This is a genomic window from Pseudarthrobacter woesei, from assembly GCF_055412745.1.
This window is the reverse complement of the sequence record NZ_JBVAYU010000007.1, coordinates 120,021-136,025: the sequence shown is the minus strand read 5'-3', so window position 1 is coordinate 136,025 and position 16,005 is coordinate 120,021. Positions and strand designations below refer to the sequence as shown.

Below are 16,005 nucleotides of genomic sequence, written 5' to 3'. Positions count from 1 at the left end.
CCCTGAGTTCTTGCGGTGGTGCGGGCGGAACTGCTAGCCGTGAAGCGGCTTGCCGGCCAGGGCCAGGTGCGCCTCGCCCAGGGACTCGTTCTGGGTCGGGTGGGCATGGACCAGCTGGGCCACGTCCTCCGGGTAGGCTTCCCAGTTCACGATCAGCTGGGCTTCGCCGATCTGCTCGCCCATGCGGGCGCCGATCATATGGACGCCGATCACGGGGCCGTCCTTCTGCCGGACCAGCTTGACCAGGCCGGTGGTGCCCAGGATGGAGCTCTTGCCGTTGCCGGCAAGGTTGTATTCCTGGGTCTGGATCTGGTCGTCGCCGAACTTGGCCTTGGCGGCCTTCTCCGTGTAGCCCACCGTGGCGATTTCAGGCTCGGAGTAGGTGACCTTGGGGATGTTGACGTCTTCGACGATGACGGGCTTCAAGCCGGCGATTTCTTCGGCGACGAAGATGCCCTGCTGGTAGCCGCGGTGCGCGAGCTGGACGCCCGGGACGATGTCGCCCACGGCGTAGACGTTGCCGACGCCGGTGTGGAGGCGTTCGTTCGTGATGACGAAGCCGCGGTCGATGGTCAGCCCTGCGTCCTCGTAGCCCAGGTTGGCCGTGACGGGGCCGCGGCCGACGGCCACGAGCATCAGGTCGGCTTCGAAGGTCTTGCCGTCGACCAGGGTGACCTTGACGCCGTCGGCGTTCTGCTCGACGCCCTGGAAGAAGATGCCGGTGGAGAACTTGATGCCGCGCTTCTTGAAGGCGCGCTCAAAGCTCTTGACGATCGTCGCGTCCTCGTTCGGGACCAGCGACGGCAGGCCTTCGATGATGGTGACATCGACGCCGAAGGACTTCCAGACGGAAGCGAACTCGACGCCGATCACGCCGCCGCCCAGGATGATCGCGCTCTTGGGGATGTAGTCCATGGTGAGGGCTTCGTCGGAGGTGATGACCTTGCCGCCGATTTCCAGGCCCGGCAGGGTGCGGGAGTAGGAGCCGGTCGCGAGGACAATGTTCTTGCCCTTGTAGGCGGTGCCGTTCACGACGATGGCGTCGGTGCCCTGGAGCTTGCCTTCACCCTCAATGACCGTGATGCCCTTTTTGCCCTTGATCAGACCCTGCAGGCCCTTGAACTTGCCGGCAATGATGCCGTCCTTGTAGGCGTTGACCGCGGTGATGTCGATGCTGTCGAGCGTGACATTGACGCCGTACTTCGCCGAGTCACGGGCGTGGTCGGCCAGTTCCGCGGAGTGCAGCAGAGCCTTGGTGGGGATACAGCCGTTGTGCAGGCAGGTGCCGCCCAGCTTGCCCTTTTCGATCAGGCCGACGGTGAGGCCAAGCTGAACGGCCCGCAGGGCAGTTGCGTAGCCGCCGCTGCCGCCGCCGAGTACCAGGATGTCGAATTCTTGCGCAGTTGCCTGATCGGCCACTAAAACGCTCCCTCGCGTGAACGATGACACGAGAGTACGCATCATCTGGTCTTGGAACTTCCTGCCGTGATTATGCCAGCAGGCGCGTTCCCTTTCATTTGTGACTACCGGAGTTCACCTTAGCGAACCACTAATACATGCTCCACCTTGCCGTGGCGTTTGTGGAGCGCTTGTGTCCAGTGTCACGCGGCTTTGTGCCCGGGGGATCAGGCCCGCGGGCACAGAGCCGCGCGCCCTGCTAGACGGTCTTGGCCAGGATGTCCTCGACGTAGGCCACCAGGGTGCGCACCGTGCTGCCGGTGCCCTGCTTGTGGTTGTAGCCGTACGGGCTGCCGTTGTTGAAGGACGGGCCGGCAATGTCGATGTGCGCCCAGGGAATCTGCTCCCCGTCCTTGCCCTTCCCGACGAATTCCCGCAGGAACACGGCGGCGGTCATCATGCCGCCGTGGCGTTCGCCGATGTTGGCGATGTCGGCAACCTGCGAATCGAGGCTGGGCCGCAGTTCCTCGGGCAGCGGCATCGGCCAGACCAGCTCGCCGGCGCGGTCAGCGGCGGCCTTGAGCGGTGCGGTGACGGCGTCGGAGCCCATGATGCCGGCGGTGCGGTCGCCCAGGGCGATCAGCTGTGCGCCGGTCAGGGTGGCGACGTCGATGATGGCGTCCGGGAACTCCTGGCTCGCGGCCACGATGCCGTCGGCCATGACCAGGCGGCCCTCGGCGTCCGTGTTCAGGACCTCGACGGTCTTGCCGCCGAAGATCGTCAGGACATCGGCGGGGCGCTGGGCGGCACCGGAGGGCATGTTTTCCGCGATGCAGAGCCAGGCGGTCGCCTTGACGGGCAGGCCCAGGCCGGCGATGGCCAGCACAGTGTTGAGGACGACGGCGGCGCCGGCCATGTCGGACTTCATGTCGCCCATGCCCAGGTGCGGCTTGAGCGAGATGCCGCCGGTGTCGAAGGTGATGCCCTTGCCGACGAGGGCGATCTTGGCCGTGGCCCTGGCGGGCGCGTATTCGACCTTGACCAGGCGCGGCTGGCGGGTGGAGCCCTTGCCGACGCCGAGGATACCGCCGAAGCCCTCCTTTTCAAGGCGCTTCTCGTCCCACACGGTCACCTTGACGGGCAGGCCCTTGGAGAGTTCCTTGGCGGCATCGGCAAAGGATTCGGGGAAGAGGTGGCTCGGCGGCTGGTTGACCAGGGAGCGGGTGGCGTTGACGGCCCGGCCGATCAGGGCAGCGCGGTCCAGGACGGCCTTGAGGCCCTTGTCCGCGGCAAGGCCGGTGACGATCACGACGTTCTTCACCGGGTCCTTGAGGCCTTCCTTGGAGGAGCGGTACTCGGTGAACGAGTAGGCGCCCATCGCGGCACCCTCGGCGACGGCGGCGACGTCGCCCAGGGTCGACGTCGGAAGCGCGAGCGTGACGGTAGTGACGCCGGCCAGTTGGCGGACGGCCGAGCCGGCGGCGCGGCGCAGGGTCTCCTCGGTGAGTGCCGGGCTGGCGGCAACCTTGCCGACGCCGGCGAGTACGAGAATGCCGGCTCCGGCTTCGGTCAGTCCGGGCAGGCGGTGCGCCTGGTCCGCTGCCCCGGTGATGCCAAGAACGCCCAGTGATTCCGCCAGCGCCTCGGCGGCCTTGGCCGTCAATGGATTGCTGAGCAGGACGGGACCGTCCGTGCCCTGTCCCACGCCGATGACGAGGGCGTCGCTGGGGGACTTCTTGAGATCCCCGGCGATTGCACGAAGTGTGACTTCAGTATTCTTGACCACGAGGACAGTCCTCAATTCTCTGTGATTTTTCGGCAGGAACTGCATGTTTGGCGTCCTGTCATGGAACCTGCGCCGCAGTTGGTTTGAGACGCAGGCTAAGTGTCTTCAAGCCGTCATAAGGCCAGTTCCGATCGTAGTCTCTCGCCGGTGCGGGTGTTCAATTGAATGAGAGCTGGAGCACATCACTGGGAGGAATGCCCCCGCGCCTCCGGACGTTGTAGCAGATATCGGCGCAGCTGACGGTGGCGTCTGCGCCCCCAGGGCGGTACTTGCTGGCATCAACCGCCGCGCAGGACTCGGTCCGCCCCCTCCAACCGCCTACGACGAAAGGAACATGCCGTGATTGAACGGATTTCCGGCTCATTGCTGGACCCTGAATCGCTCTACTTGCGTGATGACGCGCTGTTCCACAGCCCGGAGCTGCGCGGACTGAACCTCGTTATGGGATTCACAGGCTTTGCCGACGCCGGCCACGTCGTCAAGCAGATCACCGCCGAAATGCTGGATACCCTCGACGCCGAGATGATCGTCCAGTTCGACGCCGACCAACTGATCGACTACCGGACCCGGCGCCCCCAGGTGAGCTTCGTCGAGGACCATCTGCAGGATTACCAGGCGCCGAGCCTGGCGCTGTACCGGCTGGTGGACGGGCTCGGCAGCCCGTTTCTTCTCCTGTCCGGGTTTGAACCGGACCTGCAGTGGGAACGCTTCGCCCGCGCCGTCGTCGGAATTGTCGAAGAGCTGGACGTCAATCTGGTGACCTGGATCCATTCCATCCCGATGCCCGTTCCGCACACCCGCCCCGTAGGGGTGACCGTCCATGGCAACCGCCCGGACCTGATCGAGGGAATCTCGATGTGGAAGCCGACCGTCGAGGTGCCGGCCGCGGTGGGCCACATCCTGGAGCTGCGATTGGTGGAGGGCGGCCGCAACGTGGCCGGCTACGTCATGCACGTGCCGCACTATCTTGCCGAGGCCGAGTACCCGACGGCGGCCGTCGCCGGGCTGGAATACCTAGGTGCCGCCGCCTCGCTTATGCTGCCCACGGACCGGCTCCGCGAGGCGGGCCGGGAAGTCGGCCGCCAGATTGCTGAACAAATAGCCGCGTCCGAGGAAGTCCAGCAGGTGGTGTCCCGGCTCGAGACGCGCTACGACGAGAAGGCCGAGGGGACGGTGCGGCGTTCACTGCTCGCCGACGAGAACGACCAGCTGCCCAACGCGGACGCCCTCGGCGCCGCGGTGGAGGCCTACCTGGCCCGTAAGGAACCCGGCGAATAAATACTACTTTTCACTCCCACGGGCATAATGGGGGTGTGACTTCACCCCGCGCCTGGCTGATCTGGATCATCGGGGTCTTCGCGTACCTCGTCGCGGTCAGCCAGCGCACGTCTTTCGGTGTGGTGGGGCTGGAGGCCACCGAGCGCTTCCACGCCAGCGCGGCCGAAATCTCCTTCTTCACCGTGCTGCAGCTCCTCGTCTACGCCGGGCTGCAGATCCCCGTGGGCGTGCTCGTGGACCGGTTCGGCTCCCGCGCCATGATTACCGGCGGCGCCCTGCTGATGGGTCTCGGGCAGCTCCAGCTGGCCTTCGCCGAGAACATCCCGGGCGGTGTGCTGGGCCGGGTGCTGGTGGGCGCCGGCGACGCCATGACCTTTATCGCCGTGATCCGGCTGATCCCGCTCTGGTTCGCCCCGGCCCGGGTGCCGCTGCTCACCCAGCTCACCGGGATGTCAGGGCAGCTCGGCCAGCTCTTCAGCGTGGTGCCGTTCGCGATGATCCTTCACTCCGCCGGCTGGACTCCGGCTTTCCTCACGCTGGCCGCGATGTCCGCCCTCGCCCTCGTCCTGGTGGCGGTCCTGCTGCAGGACCTGCCGCCGGGTCATCCGCCCCCGGCACCGTCCCAGGGGCTGCGCGCCACCGGCGTTTCGCTGGCCCACGCGTGGCGGCAGCCCGGCACGCGGCTGGGGCTGTGGAGCCACTTCACCGTCCAGTTCAGCGGCACCGTGTTCGCCATGACCTGGGGCTACCCCTTCCTGATCTCCGCCCAGGGCCTGGATACTCCTGCGGTCTCGGCGCTGATGACGCTCTACGTCGCCGCCGCCATCGCCGCCGGCCCGCTGATGGGCAGCTTTGTGGCCAGGCACCCGCTGCGGCGGTCCACCATGGTGCTGCTGATTTCGGCAGCCACCGCCGCGGCCTGGTCCGCCGTGCTCCTCATTCCAGGCCGGTCCCCGATTTGGCTGCTGGCAGCCCTCGTGGTGGTGCTGGCCGTCGGCGGACCGGGCTCCATGATCGGCTTCGACTTCGCCCGGACCTTCAACCCGGCCCACCGGATCGGCACCGCCACCGGGATCGTCAACGTGGGGGGTTTTATCGCCGCCCTCGTGGCCATCTTCCTGATCGGCCTGGTTCTCGACGTACTGCACGCCACAGGCTTCTCCCGGGGCGAGCTGTACGGGATCGACCCGTTCCGGATCGCCCTGAGCATCCAGTTCCTGCTGCTGGCGGTCGGCGCCACAGCCATCATCGCCATCCGGCGGAAGGTGCGCCGCCAGATGGCGGCGCAGGGTGTGGTGGTGCCCCCGCTGCGCACGGCCCTCGCCCGGCAGCGCAGGCTCAGCGCGGAACGCCGCCGCACGTCCTGACCCCGGGGTGGCCTCCGCAGTTGCCCTGGCACGTTCTCCACATAGGGGAATTGGAGCTATCACCAGGACGCGGCCGGCGACGAAGCTGGCGTTATGACAGCTCCCGATCACCTGAGAATCACCGGCCCCGAGGACATCCTCGGCTTCATCCCGCATTCACTGGGCTACTGGCCCGCCCTCAGCCTCGTGGCCATAACCCTGCAGGGCAAACGCCTCGGCGCCACCCTGCGGGTAGACCTGCCCGACGACGGCGCGGGCGGCCAGGGCGGTTCGCCCGCAGCGGCCCGCTTCGCCCGCAGTGTGGCGTCCTACCTGGAGGCCGACGAGGAGGCGGACGGCTCGTTGCTCGCCTTCTTCACCGGGGTCGACGGGGACGGAAGCGCAGTCGCCGTGCTCTTGCAGGAGCTGGAGCACGCGCTGGCGGAAGCAGGCATGCCGGTACGGGATGCCTGGCTTATTGGCACCGACTACTGGCGCAACGCCTACTGCAGCGACCCTTCGTGTTGCGGCACGCCCGGCCGGCCCATCGACGAGATTCGGAACAGCCGGCTCAACGCGGAGATGGTCTTCCGAGGCAGCACCGTTGGTTCCGCCCCCGGCGACCCGGCGCCGGCGCCGCGATGCGAGGATGCGGCGGTCCTGGCAGCCGAGGAGGACTGGGCGCAGCTGTTCGCCGGACGACGGCGGGAGCGTCCACAGTTCACCGAGGCGCTGGAGATCTGGACCCGGGTGCTGCAGGCCCCGCCCGGACAGGAGATTCCTGCGGGCCTGGCTGGCTATCTGCGCGCCACCCTCTGCGTCCCGGCCTGGCGGGACGCAGTTCTGGTGATGGCGGCCGCCGGGGCGGCCGCAGCCGATCGCGGTGCGGAAGACTTCGGCGTGTTCGACGACGATTCCACGCCCCTTCGTGGCAGTACCGCCCCTGCGCCCGACCGCGCACGGCAGGGTCCGCGGCTGCCGCTGCCCCTGCCCCCGCTCGATGGCTTTCCGCCGCAGGCGCTTCCCGGTGGCGCTGCCAACGGCGCCGGTGGCGTGCCGGTGGAGGTGCCGGCGTATGGGGAAGTACTGCTGGGCCTCGCACCTCCGGTGCCGGACTGGTCCCTGATGGGGCGCCTGGAACGGGTCCTCGTCCAACTGGCGGTGTCCGGCGGCGAAGCCGGGGCGGCCGCGCTCACCGGGCGCGGCTGGATTGAGTGGTGCCGCGGCAAAGGTTCCTACGCGGACGCCCTGTTCAGCCTCGCCGAGGAGGAATACCCGGGCTACAGGCTGGCGGAACTGCTGGCGGAACTCGTCCGGCGCGGGACGCTGTGCGGCTGGGCGGGCCGGAAGGACTCCGCCTGGCAGAAGTTCGCGGCCGACGTGGCCTGACGACACGGCATGACGACGGACGACTCCGAGGCTGGCCAAAATATTGCCCCCGCTTCGCCCCGGCACGGCACCCCTTCCGAAAATCATGAGACAATGATTGCCGAGACCCGGTTGGGTCCGTGTATTAAGTGCTCGTAGTGAACCCCGGAAACAGGGAACATTACGGTCCTCCCGGCAGTTCTACATAGTGGCTCTGCCGGCCGTGACCGCGCCTGATGTGAAACACGGACTTGACAGGGTCATAGTGGTGTTGCCCGTATGGTGATTCCGCAGACCGCTGCTAGAAAGGTTTTCTGTGACCCCGTCTTCCGCGAAGAAGGAACCCGCCGACCAGGCCGTATTGTCCCCCGAGGAGAAGAAGGCGGCGACGAACGCAAAGCGCGCCGCCACGCGTGCAGCCAATAAGGCTGTCAAAGACGCTGCCTTGGCCGAAGGCGACGACACCGCATCGGCAGTCGCCAAGCCTGAACCCAAAAAACGCGGGCCCAAGCCCGGTGCCAAGGCCGCGGCTCAGGCCGCCGGCAAAGCCGCCCGCGGCGACGACGACGATGACGACGCCGAAGTCGACCTCGACGAGGTAGCCGCCGTCGAGATCGGCGAAGACGGCGAAGAGATCCCTGCCAAGGCCGCCGCAGCCCCCACCGGGTCCGGCTTTGTCTACTCCGACGCCGACGACGACGACGCCCCCGTGCAGCAGGTCATGTCGGCCGGCGCCACCGCGGACCCCGTCAAGGACTACCTGAAGCAGATCGGCAAGGTCGCCCTGCTGAACGCCGAGCAGGAAGTGGACCTCGCCTTGCGCATCGAGGCGGGCCTGTTCGCCGAGGAGAAGATCAACGCCGACGACGGGTCCATGGATCCGAAGCTCAAGCGTGAGCTCGAATTCGTCATCCACGACGGCAAGCGCGCCAAGAACCACCTGCTGGAGGCCAACCTCCGCCTTGTGGTGTCCCTGGCCAAGCGCTACACCGGCCGCGGGATGCTGTTCCTGGACTTGATCCAGGAAGGCAACCTGGGCCTGATCCGTGCGGTCGAGAAGTTCGACTACACCAAGGGCTTCAAGTTCTCCACCTATGCGACCTGGTGGATCCGCCAGGCGATTACCCGCGCCATGGCAGACCAGGCCCGCACCATCCGTATCCCGGTCCACATGGTGGAGGTCATCAACAAGCTGGCCCGCGTGCAGCGCCAGATGCTGCAGGACCTTGGCCGCGAACCCACCCCGGAAGAGCTGGCCCTCGAGCTGGATATGACGCCGGAAAAGGTCGTTGAGGTCCAGAAGTACGGCCGCGAGCCGATCTCCCTGCACACGCCGCTGGGCGAGGACGGCGACTCCGAATTCGGTGACCTCATCGAGGACTCCGAGGCCGTCGTCCCGGCCGATGCCGTCAGCTTCACCCTCCTGCAGGAACAGCTGCACTCGGTCCTGGACACGCTTTCCGAGCGCGAAGCGGGTGTTGTGGCGATGCGCTTCGGCCTGACCGACGGACAGCCGAAGACTTTAGACGAAATCGGCAAGGTCTACGGCGTGACGCGTGAGCGGATCCGCCAGATCGAATCCAAGACCATGTCCAAGCTGCGGCACCCGTCGCGCTCACAGGTCCTGCGCGACTACCTGGACTAATCGCGGGCACTAACGCAACGCGGGGTCACATCGCGCCCATAATCTTCGGATGAATGGGCGCGATGTGACCCCGCGTTGCTTTAAAAGCACCAGGGCCCCTCCGGATGGGAGGAGCCCTGGCTTGAGTGGTTTCAGCTCAGCTCAGTTCAGCTTGGCTGAACGCGAACGGTCTAGTCGACCGGAACCGGTGCCTTCTCCTGAAGGCGGCTGGTCTCGTCGTGCCAGTCTGAGCTGAGCGGCCTCAGTGTCGGTTCCACGGCGCGTGCGTGGTGGCCGCAGAAAAGAAGCTCACCGCCGGAAGCGCCGAGAACAACCCGGACATATGCCTGTGCTCCGCAACGATCGCACCGGTCAACGGTGGTGAGTGTGCGGTCCGCAACTGCTGTTGTCATGTTCGGCCTCCTTGGTAGATCGGTATACCTATATAACCAGCATTCGGAGCCAAACCATCGCAAGTTTGCCGGACTTTCGCTGTACGCGTATCACGTCTGCATAACGGGTTCCGTGGACTCCGGGGGTAGGGGGAGTGGCAACCCGGCGGGGGGCTGCGCTGCGACTACCCTAGGAAGAGCGCCAAAATGCCCTGCGCGTCCATCGTGACCGTCCCTTCCTGAAGGAGTTTCCGACCCGTGGCACCGAGTTCTGACTACACTGCCCGGCATCTCTCTGTGCTGGAAGGCCTCGAAGCCGTCCGCAAGCGCCCGGGCATGTACATCGGCTCTACGGATTCACGCGGGCTGATGCACTGCCTGTGGGAAATCATCGACAACTCCGTGGATGAGGCGCTGGCCGGCTTCGGTCACGACATCAAGATCATCCTGCACTCGGACAACTCCGTAGAAATCCACGACGACGGCCGCGGCGTCCCGGTGGACATCGAACCGAAGACCGGACTGAGCGGCGTCGAAGTTGTTTTCACGAAACTGCACGCCGGCGGCAAGTTCGGCGGAGGCTCCTACACCGCCTCCGGAGGCCTGCACGGCGTCGGCGCGTCCGTCGTGAACGCGCTGTCCGCACGCCTGGACGTCGAGGTGGACCGCGGCGGCAAGACCTATAAAATGTCCTTCCGCCGGGGCGAGCCCGGCCGCTTCAAAGACACCGGCACCAAGCCGGACCCGGCCTCGGTGTTCGCGCCGTTCGTTGACGGCTCGGTCCTCGACGTCATCGGCAAGGCGAAGCGCGGCGTGACCGGCACGCGGATCCGCTACTGGGCGGACCGGCAGATCTTCACCCCGGACGCCAAGTTCTCCTACGACGAACTCGCCGCCCGCGCGCGCCAGACCTCCTTCCTGGTCCCCGGGCTCAAGCTGACGGTCCGGGACGATCGCCGGGCTGCCGGCACCCCGGGCGAGGCCGGCCCGCACGAAGAGGTCTTCCACCACGACGGCGGCCTGGCCGAGTTTGTCGAGTTCCTCGCCGCCGATCCGGCCGTCACGGACATCTGGCGGCTGCACGGCGCCGGCAAGTTCAAGGAAACCGTCCCGGTTATCGATGAGAAGGGCCACAGCCAGCTGGCGGAGGTCGAGCGCGACTGCGAGGTCGACGTCGCCCTGCGCTGGGGCATCGGTTACGACAGCACCGTGCGCAGCTTCGTGAACATCATTTCAACCCCCAAGGGCGGCACCCACCAGACCGGTTTCGAACAGGCCCTGCTCAAGACTTTCCGCAAGGCGGTCGAAACGAACGCCCGCAAACTCAAGGCCGGCAACGACAAGATCGAAAAGGACGACATCTTCGCCGGTCTCACCGCGGTCCTCACCGTCCGCCTTGCCGAGCCGCAGTTCGAGGGCCAGACCAAGGAAATCCTGGGCACCTCAGCCGTCCGCGCGATCGTGGCGAAGGTTGTCGAGCAGGAAATCAACGCCAAGCTGACCTCGGCGAACCGCAACGACAAGGCCCAGTCGGCTCTGCTGCTGGAAAAGGTCGTCAGCGAGATGAAGTCCCGCATTTCGGCCCGGGTCCACAAGGAGACCCAGCGCCGCAAGAATGCCCTGGAAACCTCGTCGATGCCCACCAAGCTCGCGGACTGCCGCACGGACGACGTCGCGCGGTCCGAGCTGTTCATCGTCGAAGGCGACTCCGCGCTCGGCACCGCCAAACTCGCGCGGTCCTCCGACTTCCAGGCGCTGCTGCCCATCCGCGGCAAGATCCTCAACGTTCAAAAGGCGTCGGTGGGCGACATGCTCTCCAATGCCGAATGCGCCGCCCTCATCCAGGTGGTGGGCGCGGGCTCCGGCCGGAGCTTCGACATCAGCGCCGCCCGCTATGGCAAGGTCATTCTTATGACCGACGCCGACGTCGACGGCGCCCACATCCGGACGCTGCTGCTGACGCTGTTCTTCCGCTACATGCGCCCGATGATCGATGGGGGCCGCGTGTTCGCCGCCGTCCCGCCGCTGCACCGGGTTGAGGTCATCAACGCCGGCCAGAAGGCCAACGAGATGATCTACACCTACTCCGAGGCGGAGCTTCACGTGCTGCTGGCCAGGCTCGCCAAGGAAGGCAAACGCTACAAGGAGCCAATCCAGCGGTACAAGGGCCTGGGCGAGATGGACGCGGAGCAGTTGGCCGAGACCACCATGGACCCGCGGCACCGCACTCTGCGCAAGGTCGGGATCGAAAACGCCAAGCAGGCAGAGGACACCTTCGACCTGCTGATGGGATCCGACGTCGCGCCGCGCAAGGACTTCATCATTGCCGGCGCCGCGGGCCTGGACCGGGAGCGGATCGACGCCTGACCCGGCTGTTCGTCGTCAGCCGAGCAGGCCGGGAACGATCAGCAGCGCCGTCGGCACTGCCAGGAGCAGCAGGCAGGTCGCCAGGACGGCCAGCCGCAGCGGCTCCGGGAGGGGAGGCTGCGGTGAGAGCAGGCGGCTGACCCGTGAGGCCGTGGTTCGCGCCGAGCCGGACCCGCCGGTGGCACCGGGCTGGCCGGGCTGGCCACTCTCCGGCTCCTCCTCGCCGAACGCCATCCGTCCGGCCGGGGTGCCGGGGGATCCGCTGGCCACGATCGCGATGGCCTTGATCAGGGTGGATTTACTCTCCGTTTTCAGTGCGACGTCGTCCGCGAGCATTTCGATCAGGGAGTTGACCGCTTCCTGTGCCAGCCGGGTGGTGGGCAGCCACGGAAGCGCCTGCCGCCAGGCCGCGAAGGCCCAGAGCAGGAGATGGTGGCGCTGGCTCAGGTGCGCGTTCTCGTGGAGCAGCACCGCCCGGAGTTCTGCGGGTTCCAGCGCGGCCAGGAGCCCATCGGAGAGGACGGTGACGGAGCGCGCGCCGCCCGGCAGGCAGTACGCCACGGGAGACTCAAGGTTGAGCACCATGGTCCGGGGGCCGTCAGCGGACGGTGAGGCGAGCAGGTCCAGCAGTTCCCGGTGCCTCCGCCGCTGCCGCTGAATCCTGTAGTAGGTCAGCAGCAAGGTGAATACGAGGTGTGCCGTCAGCAGCGCCGCGGCGGAGAGTGCAAAGATGTGCCAGAACCCGAGCGCAGTGGTGGGCGCGTTCCTGAACACCATGCCGGCGAGGGCACTGAGCCCGGCCAGCAGGTTGTCGCCGAGCGGCTCCAGCCCGTAGACGAGCATGGCACCGATCATCGACAGCCCACCAGCCAGGGCGATTGTCTGCCAGAGCAGCATCGCCGTGAACGGGGAGCGTGCCGGCCAGCGGGCGCGGGAAAGCAGGATAGGCACCGGCCATGCCAGCACTATCGCCAGGACCGCCAGAAACCATGAGGTCCAGAACATACGACGCTAGCTGAGGCCCAGCAGTTTGCGCAGCGTTTCGGCCTCGGTGTCGGTGACGGTGCCAATAAAACGCGCCAGCACGGCCTCACGGTCCGGGGCGGACCCGAGAACCTCATGCATCAGCTCCGCGGTGTGTTCCTCGCGGCTGGAGACGGCCTGGTAGCGGTGCGGGCGGGTGCCGCGTTCGCGCTCGACCAGCCCCTTCCGCTCGAGGCGGGACAGTACGGTAAGCACCGTGGTGACGGCCAGGTCCTTGCCCTCGTGGCCGGCGGTGCCGACCCCGGGGCGCGTGGTCTGAGCCAGCATGTCCCGCAGGGTGTTGGCAGTTGCAGCCTCTGGGCCCGCCCAGAGCAGGTCCATCACTGCCCGTTCCAGTTCACCGAGACTCGCCATTCCATACGTCCTTCTTGAGGGCCGCCCGGCTCAGATGCTGTACCGGGCGGTGTGTGAATACTCCAGCCCTAAATTTACCGCGTTTTGCACAGACTTTCTACATGAGGTAGAACAAGCCGGCTTCGGCGCGTCGCCGATGCCGGGTCGGCAGGGCCGACGGCGCCATGGCCCTGGCGCTGACGGCGGCAGCCACACACCGCCTCCGGTGCTGCCACGGGTCACCGGCGCCTCCATTGCGGGCCGTGTCGAGCCGTGGGGGTCTGGTGTGCGGGGACCTCTCAATTTGTTCTACACTCTGTAGAAGTATTGTTTCTACATGACGTAGAAGTTTCCCGCCTAAGCAAAAAGTAGGGACTGCCTTGGACGCCTTGGAAATCGCACGGTGGCAATTCGGAATCACCACTGTCTATCACTTCATGATGGTGCCGCTCACGATCGGCCTTGGCCTGGTCGTGGCCGTGATCCAGACGCTCTGGCACCGCACCGGCCGGCCGGAGTACCTGAGGATGACCAAGTTCTGGGGCAAGCTGTTCCTGATCAACTTCATCATGGGCGTCGCGACGGGCATCGTGCAGGAGTTCCAGTTCGGGATGGCCTGGAGCGAATACAGCCGCTTCGTCGGGGACGTGTTCGGGGCGCCGCTGGCTATGGAGGCCCTCCTCGCCTTTTTTGTGGAATCCACTTTCCTGGGCCTCTGGATCTTCGGCTGGAAGCAGCTCAAGCCCGGCGTCCATCTTGCCTGCCTCTGGATCGCGGTCATCGGCTCGGTTTTCTCTGCCTACTTCATCATCGTGGCCAACAGCTGGATGCAACACCCGGTGGGCGTCGAGATGGTTGACGGCCGGCCGGTCATGACCGACGCCTGGGCCGTCTTCACCAACAACACCGCGCTCGTCGCCGTCCCGCACACCCTCTTCGGCGCCCTCGCCGTCGCCGGGTCCTTCCTGCTGGGAATCGCCTGGTACCACCTCTGGCGCCGCCGCCACGACGGCATCGACACCGTCGGCCCCGACGGTAAAGTCATCCCCGGCGAGGCGGCCATTCCGGGCCGGGACCGGACCGACCACGCCGTCTGGATCCGCTCGCTGCGGATCGGCGCCGTCGTCGCGATGATCTCCTTCGCCGGCACCGCTGTCACCGGCGACCTGCAGGGCAAGCTCATGTTTGAACAGCAGCCGATGAAGATGGCGGCCGCCGAGGCGGCCTGTCACGACGGCACCGGCTTCTCCATCCTCAGCGTCGGCAACATCGGCTCCAAGAACTGCGACGAGGTAGTCGCCGTGATCGAGGTGCCCGGCATCCTGTCCTTCCTGGCCAAAGGCGACTTCACCACCGAAGTCAAAGGGGTGAACAGCCTGCTGGACCAGTACAAGGCAGACTACGGAACCCACTTGCCGGACAACCCGATCTACGGTGACCGGGCCGGCCAGGAAATCCAGTACGTCCCCGTCATGGAAGTTACGTACTGGGGGTTCCGGATGATGATCGGCTTCGGCGGAATCGCGGCGTTCGCGTCGCTCGTTGCGTTGTGGATCACCCGCAAGGGAACCGTCCCCGCCTCCCGCGGACTCATGCGGCTGGCCGTGTTCGGCATCATGGCGCCCTTCGGGGCCAACGCGGCCGGCTGGATTTTCACCGAGATGGGCCGGCAACCGTTCGTCGTCGCGCCGAACCCGGATCCCAGCGGGATAGACCAGGTCTTTATGTTTACCGCCGCGGCCGTCTCCCCGGGTGTGTCGGCCGGTGAGCTGCTCACGTCCCTGGTGGTGCTGACCGCCGTGTACGCCGTGCTCCTTGTGGTCGAGGTCAAGCTGCTGGTCAAGTACATCCGGGGAGGCGTCGTGTCGGCCATGCCGGAACTCGTGCACGCCCCCGGTGACGAAAACGGGGACGGCACGCCCAAGGGCGGTGGTCCCGGCAAGCCCGGGGCCGATGACGTCCTGGCCTTCGCCTACTAACGCCCCCAAGAAGCGCACCCAGGAACAGAGGATATTCAGCATGGAACTGCTACCCACCATCTGGTTCATCGCCATCGCGGTGCTCTGGACGGGCTATCTCTTTCTCGAGGGCTTTGACCTGGGCGTCGGCATGCTCATGAAGGGATTCGCACGGAACAACAAAGAGCGCCGAGTCCTGCTCAACACGATCGGCCCGGTCTGGGACGGCAACGAGGTCTGGCTCCTGACCGCCGGCGGCGCCACCTTCGCGGCCTTCCCGTTCTGGTACGCCTCACTGTTCTCCGCCCTGTACCTGCCGCTGCTGCTTGTCCTCGTGGCCCTGATCTTCCGCGCCGTGGCCTTCGAATACCGAGGCAAGGTGGACAATCCGCGGTGGCGGGCCCGCTGGGACTGGGCCATCTCGCTCGGCTCCCTCGTGGCGGCCTTCGGCGTCGGCGCCGCCCTGGCGCTCACCACGACGGGACTGCCGCTGAACGCCAACGGCGACCGCGAAGGCGGCCCGTTCGCGTGGTTCAGCGCCTACGCCGTCCTGGGCGGACTCGCCGTCGTCGGATTCTCGCTGCTGCACGGGCTCGCCTTCCTGGCCCTGAAGACCGACGGCGACATCCGGCACCGGGCCCGCCGGTGGTTCGTTCGGCTCCTGCCGGTGCTGCTGCTGCCGATCGCCGGGTGGGCGGTGAGCCTGCAGCTGCTCAGCGGCGAGGCCTGGACGGTGGTTGCCGTTGTTGCCGCGGTCGTGGCCGCCGCCCTGGCCTGGAACTTCGCCCGCAGCGGTGCGGAGGGCAGGGCGTTCCTGTCCCTCGGCGCCTTCCTGCTGCTCGGCAGCGCCTCGATCTTCGGCGCTGCCTTCCCCGTGGTGCTGCCCTCCACGCTGAACCCGGACTTCAACCTGACCGTCTCCAACGCTTCCTCCTCGGACTACACCCTGGGGCTGATGACCGTTGTCGCCTGCATCGGGCTGCCGCTGGTCCTCGCCTACCAGGCGTGGACGTACTGGGTATTCCGGCGCCGGGTGAGCGACGCGCACATCCCCGAGGCCCACAGCTTCCTCCCCGCCATCGCCGCCAAAGCCCTGGCGCCCAAGGACTAG

12 protein-coding genes are annotated in these 16,005 nt (G+C 66.7%); 7 read left to right on the top strand and 5 right to left on the bottom strand.

Going from position 1 to position 16,005, the window contains the following annotated elements:
* Positions 1 to 33: 33 nt before the first annotated feature.
* Positions 34 to 1,419, bottom strand: coding sequence for a dihydrolipoyl dehydrogenase (gene lpdA / locus ACZYZE_RS11950; RefSeq protein ID WP_463907873.1), 1,386 nt, complete (start codon positions 1,417 to 1,419; stop codon positions 34 to 36).
* A 238-nt stretch (positions 1,420 to 1,657) separates the two neighbouring features.
* Positions 1,658 to 3,184, bottom strand: coding sequence for a leucyl aminopeptidase (locus ACZYZE_RS11945; RefSeq protein WP_459317193.1), 1,527 nt, complete (start codon positions 3,182 to 3,184; stop codon positions 1,658 to 1,660).
* Positions 3,185 to 3,523: 339 nt separating this feature from the next.
* On the opposite strand from ACZYZE_RS11945, the gene ACZYZE_RS11940 reads away from it, so the two are divergent.
* From ACZYZE_RS11940 to ACZYZE_RS11925, 4 genes are all read left to right on the top strand, one after another.
* A complete protein-coding gene (locus ACZYZE_RS11940) occupies positions 3,524 to 4,462 on the top strand; it encodes a proteasome assembly chaperone family protein (protein ID WP_459317194.1) in 939 nt (312 codons plus the stop codon).
* A gap of 35 nt (positions 4,463 to 4,497) precedes the next feature.
* On the top strand, positions 4,498 to 5,829 hold the full coding sequence (locus ACZYZE_RS11935) for an MFS transporter (RefSeq protein WP_463907869.1): 1,332 nt from the start codon (positions 4,498 to 4,500) through the stop codon (positions 5,827 to 5,829).
* A 93-nt stretch (positions 5,830 to 5,922) separates the two neighbouring features.
* A complete protein-coding gene (locus ACZYZE_RS11930; RefSeq protein ID WP_463907867.1) occupies positions 5,923 to 7,197 on the top strand; it encodes a DUF4192 family protein in 1,275 nt (424 codons plus the stop codon).
* Between the two features lie 295 nt (positions 7,198 to 7,492).
* A complete protein-coding gene (locus tag ACZYZE_RS11925) occupies positions 7,493 to 8,821 on the top strand; it encodes an RNA polymerase sigma factor (RefSeq protein WP_459317197.1) in 1,329 nt (442 codons plus the stop codon).
* Positions 8,822 to 8,991: 170 nt separating this feature from the next.
* Here ACZYZE_RS11925 and ACZYZE_RS11920 read toward each other — a convergent pair whose 3' ends face one another.
* Entirely contained in the window at positions 8,992 to 9,213 is a 222-nt protein-coding gene (locus ACZYZE_RS11920; protein ID WP_459317198.1) for a DUF7455 domain-containing protein, read from the bottom strand.
* Between the two features lie 237 nt (positions 9,214 to 9,450).
* On the opposite strand from ACZYZE_RS11920, the gene ACZYZE_RS11915 reads away from it, so the two are divergent.
* Complete coding sequence (locus ACZYZE_RS11915) at positions 9,451 to 11,559, top strand: DNA gyrase/topoisomerase IV subunit B (protein WP_463907865.1); 2,109 nt, start codon at positions 9,451 to 9,453, stop codon at positions 11,557 to 11,559.
* Positions 11,560 to 11,574: 15 nt separating this feature from the next.
* Here the strand turns inward: ACZYZE_RS11915 and ACZYZE_RS11910 are convergent, their stop codons facing one another.
* Both ACZYZE_RS11910 and ACZYZE_RS11905 read right to left on the bottom strand, forming a co-directional pair.
* Positions 11,575 to 12,564, bottom strand: coding sequence for a M56 family metallopeptidase (locus ACZYZE_RS11910; RefSeq protein WP_463907863.1), 990 nt, complete (start codon positions 12,562 to 12,564; stop codon positions 11,575 to 11,577).
* A gap of 6 nt (positions 12,565 to 12,570) precedes the next feature.
* Positions 12,571 to 12,957 carry a BlaI/MecI/CopY family transcriptional regulator gene (locus ACZYZE_RS11905; protein WP_459317201.1) on the bottom strand — a complete coding sequence of 129 codons (387 nt, stop codon included), beginning with the start codon at positions 12,955 to 12,957 and terminating at the stop codon, positions 12,571 to 12,573.
* A gap of 359 nt (positions 12,958 to 13,316) precedes the next feature.
* On the opposite strand from ACZYZE_RS11905, the gene ACZYZE_RS11900 reads away from it, so the two are divergent.
* Both ACZYZE_RS11900 and cydB read left to right on the top strand, forming a co-directional pair.
* Positions 13,317 to 14,915: a cytochrome ubiquinol oxidase subunit I gene (locus tag ACZYZE_RS11900; protein WP_463907861.1), complete on the top strand. Its 1,599-nt coding sequence runs from the start codon at positions 13,317 to 13,319 to the stop codon at positions 14,913 to 14,915.
* Between the two features lie 40 nt (positions 14,916 to 14,955).
* A complete protein-coding gene (gene cydB, locus ACZYZE_RS11895; protein WP_459317203.1) occupies positions 14,956 to 16,005 on the top strand; it encodes a cytochrome d ubiquinol oxidase subunit II in 1,050 nt (349 codons plus the stop codon).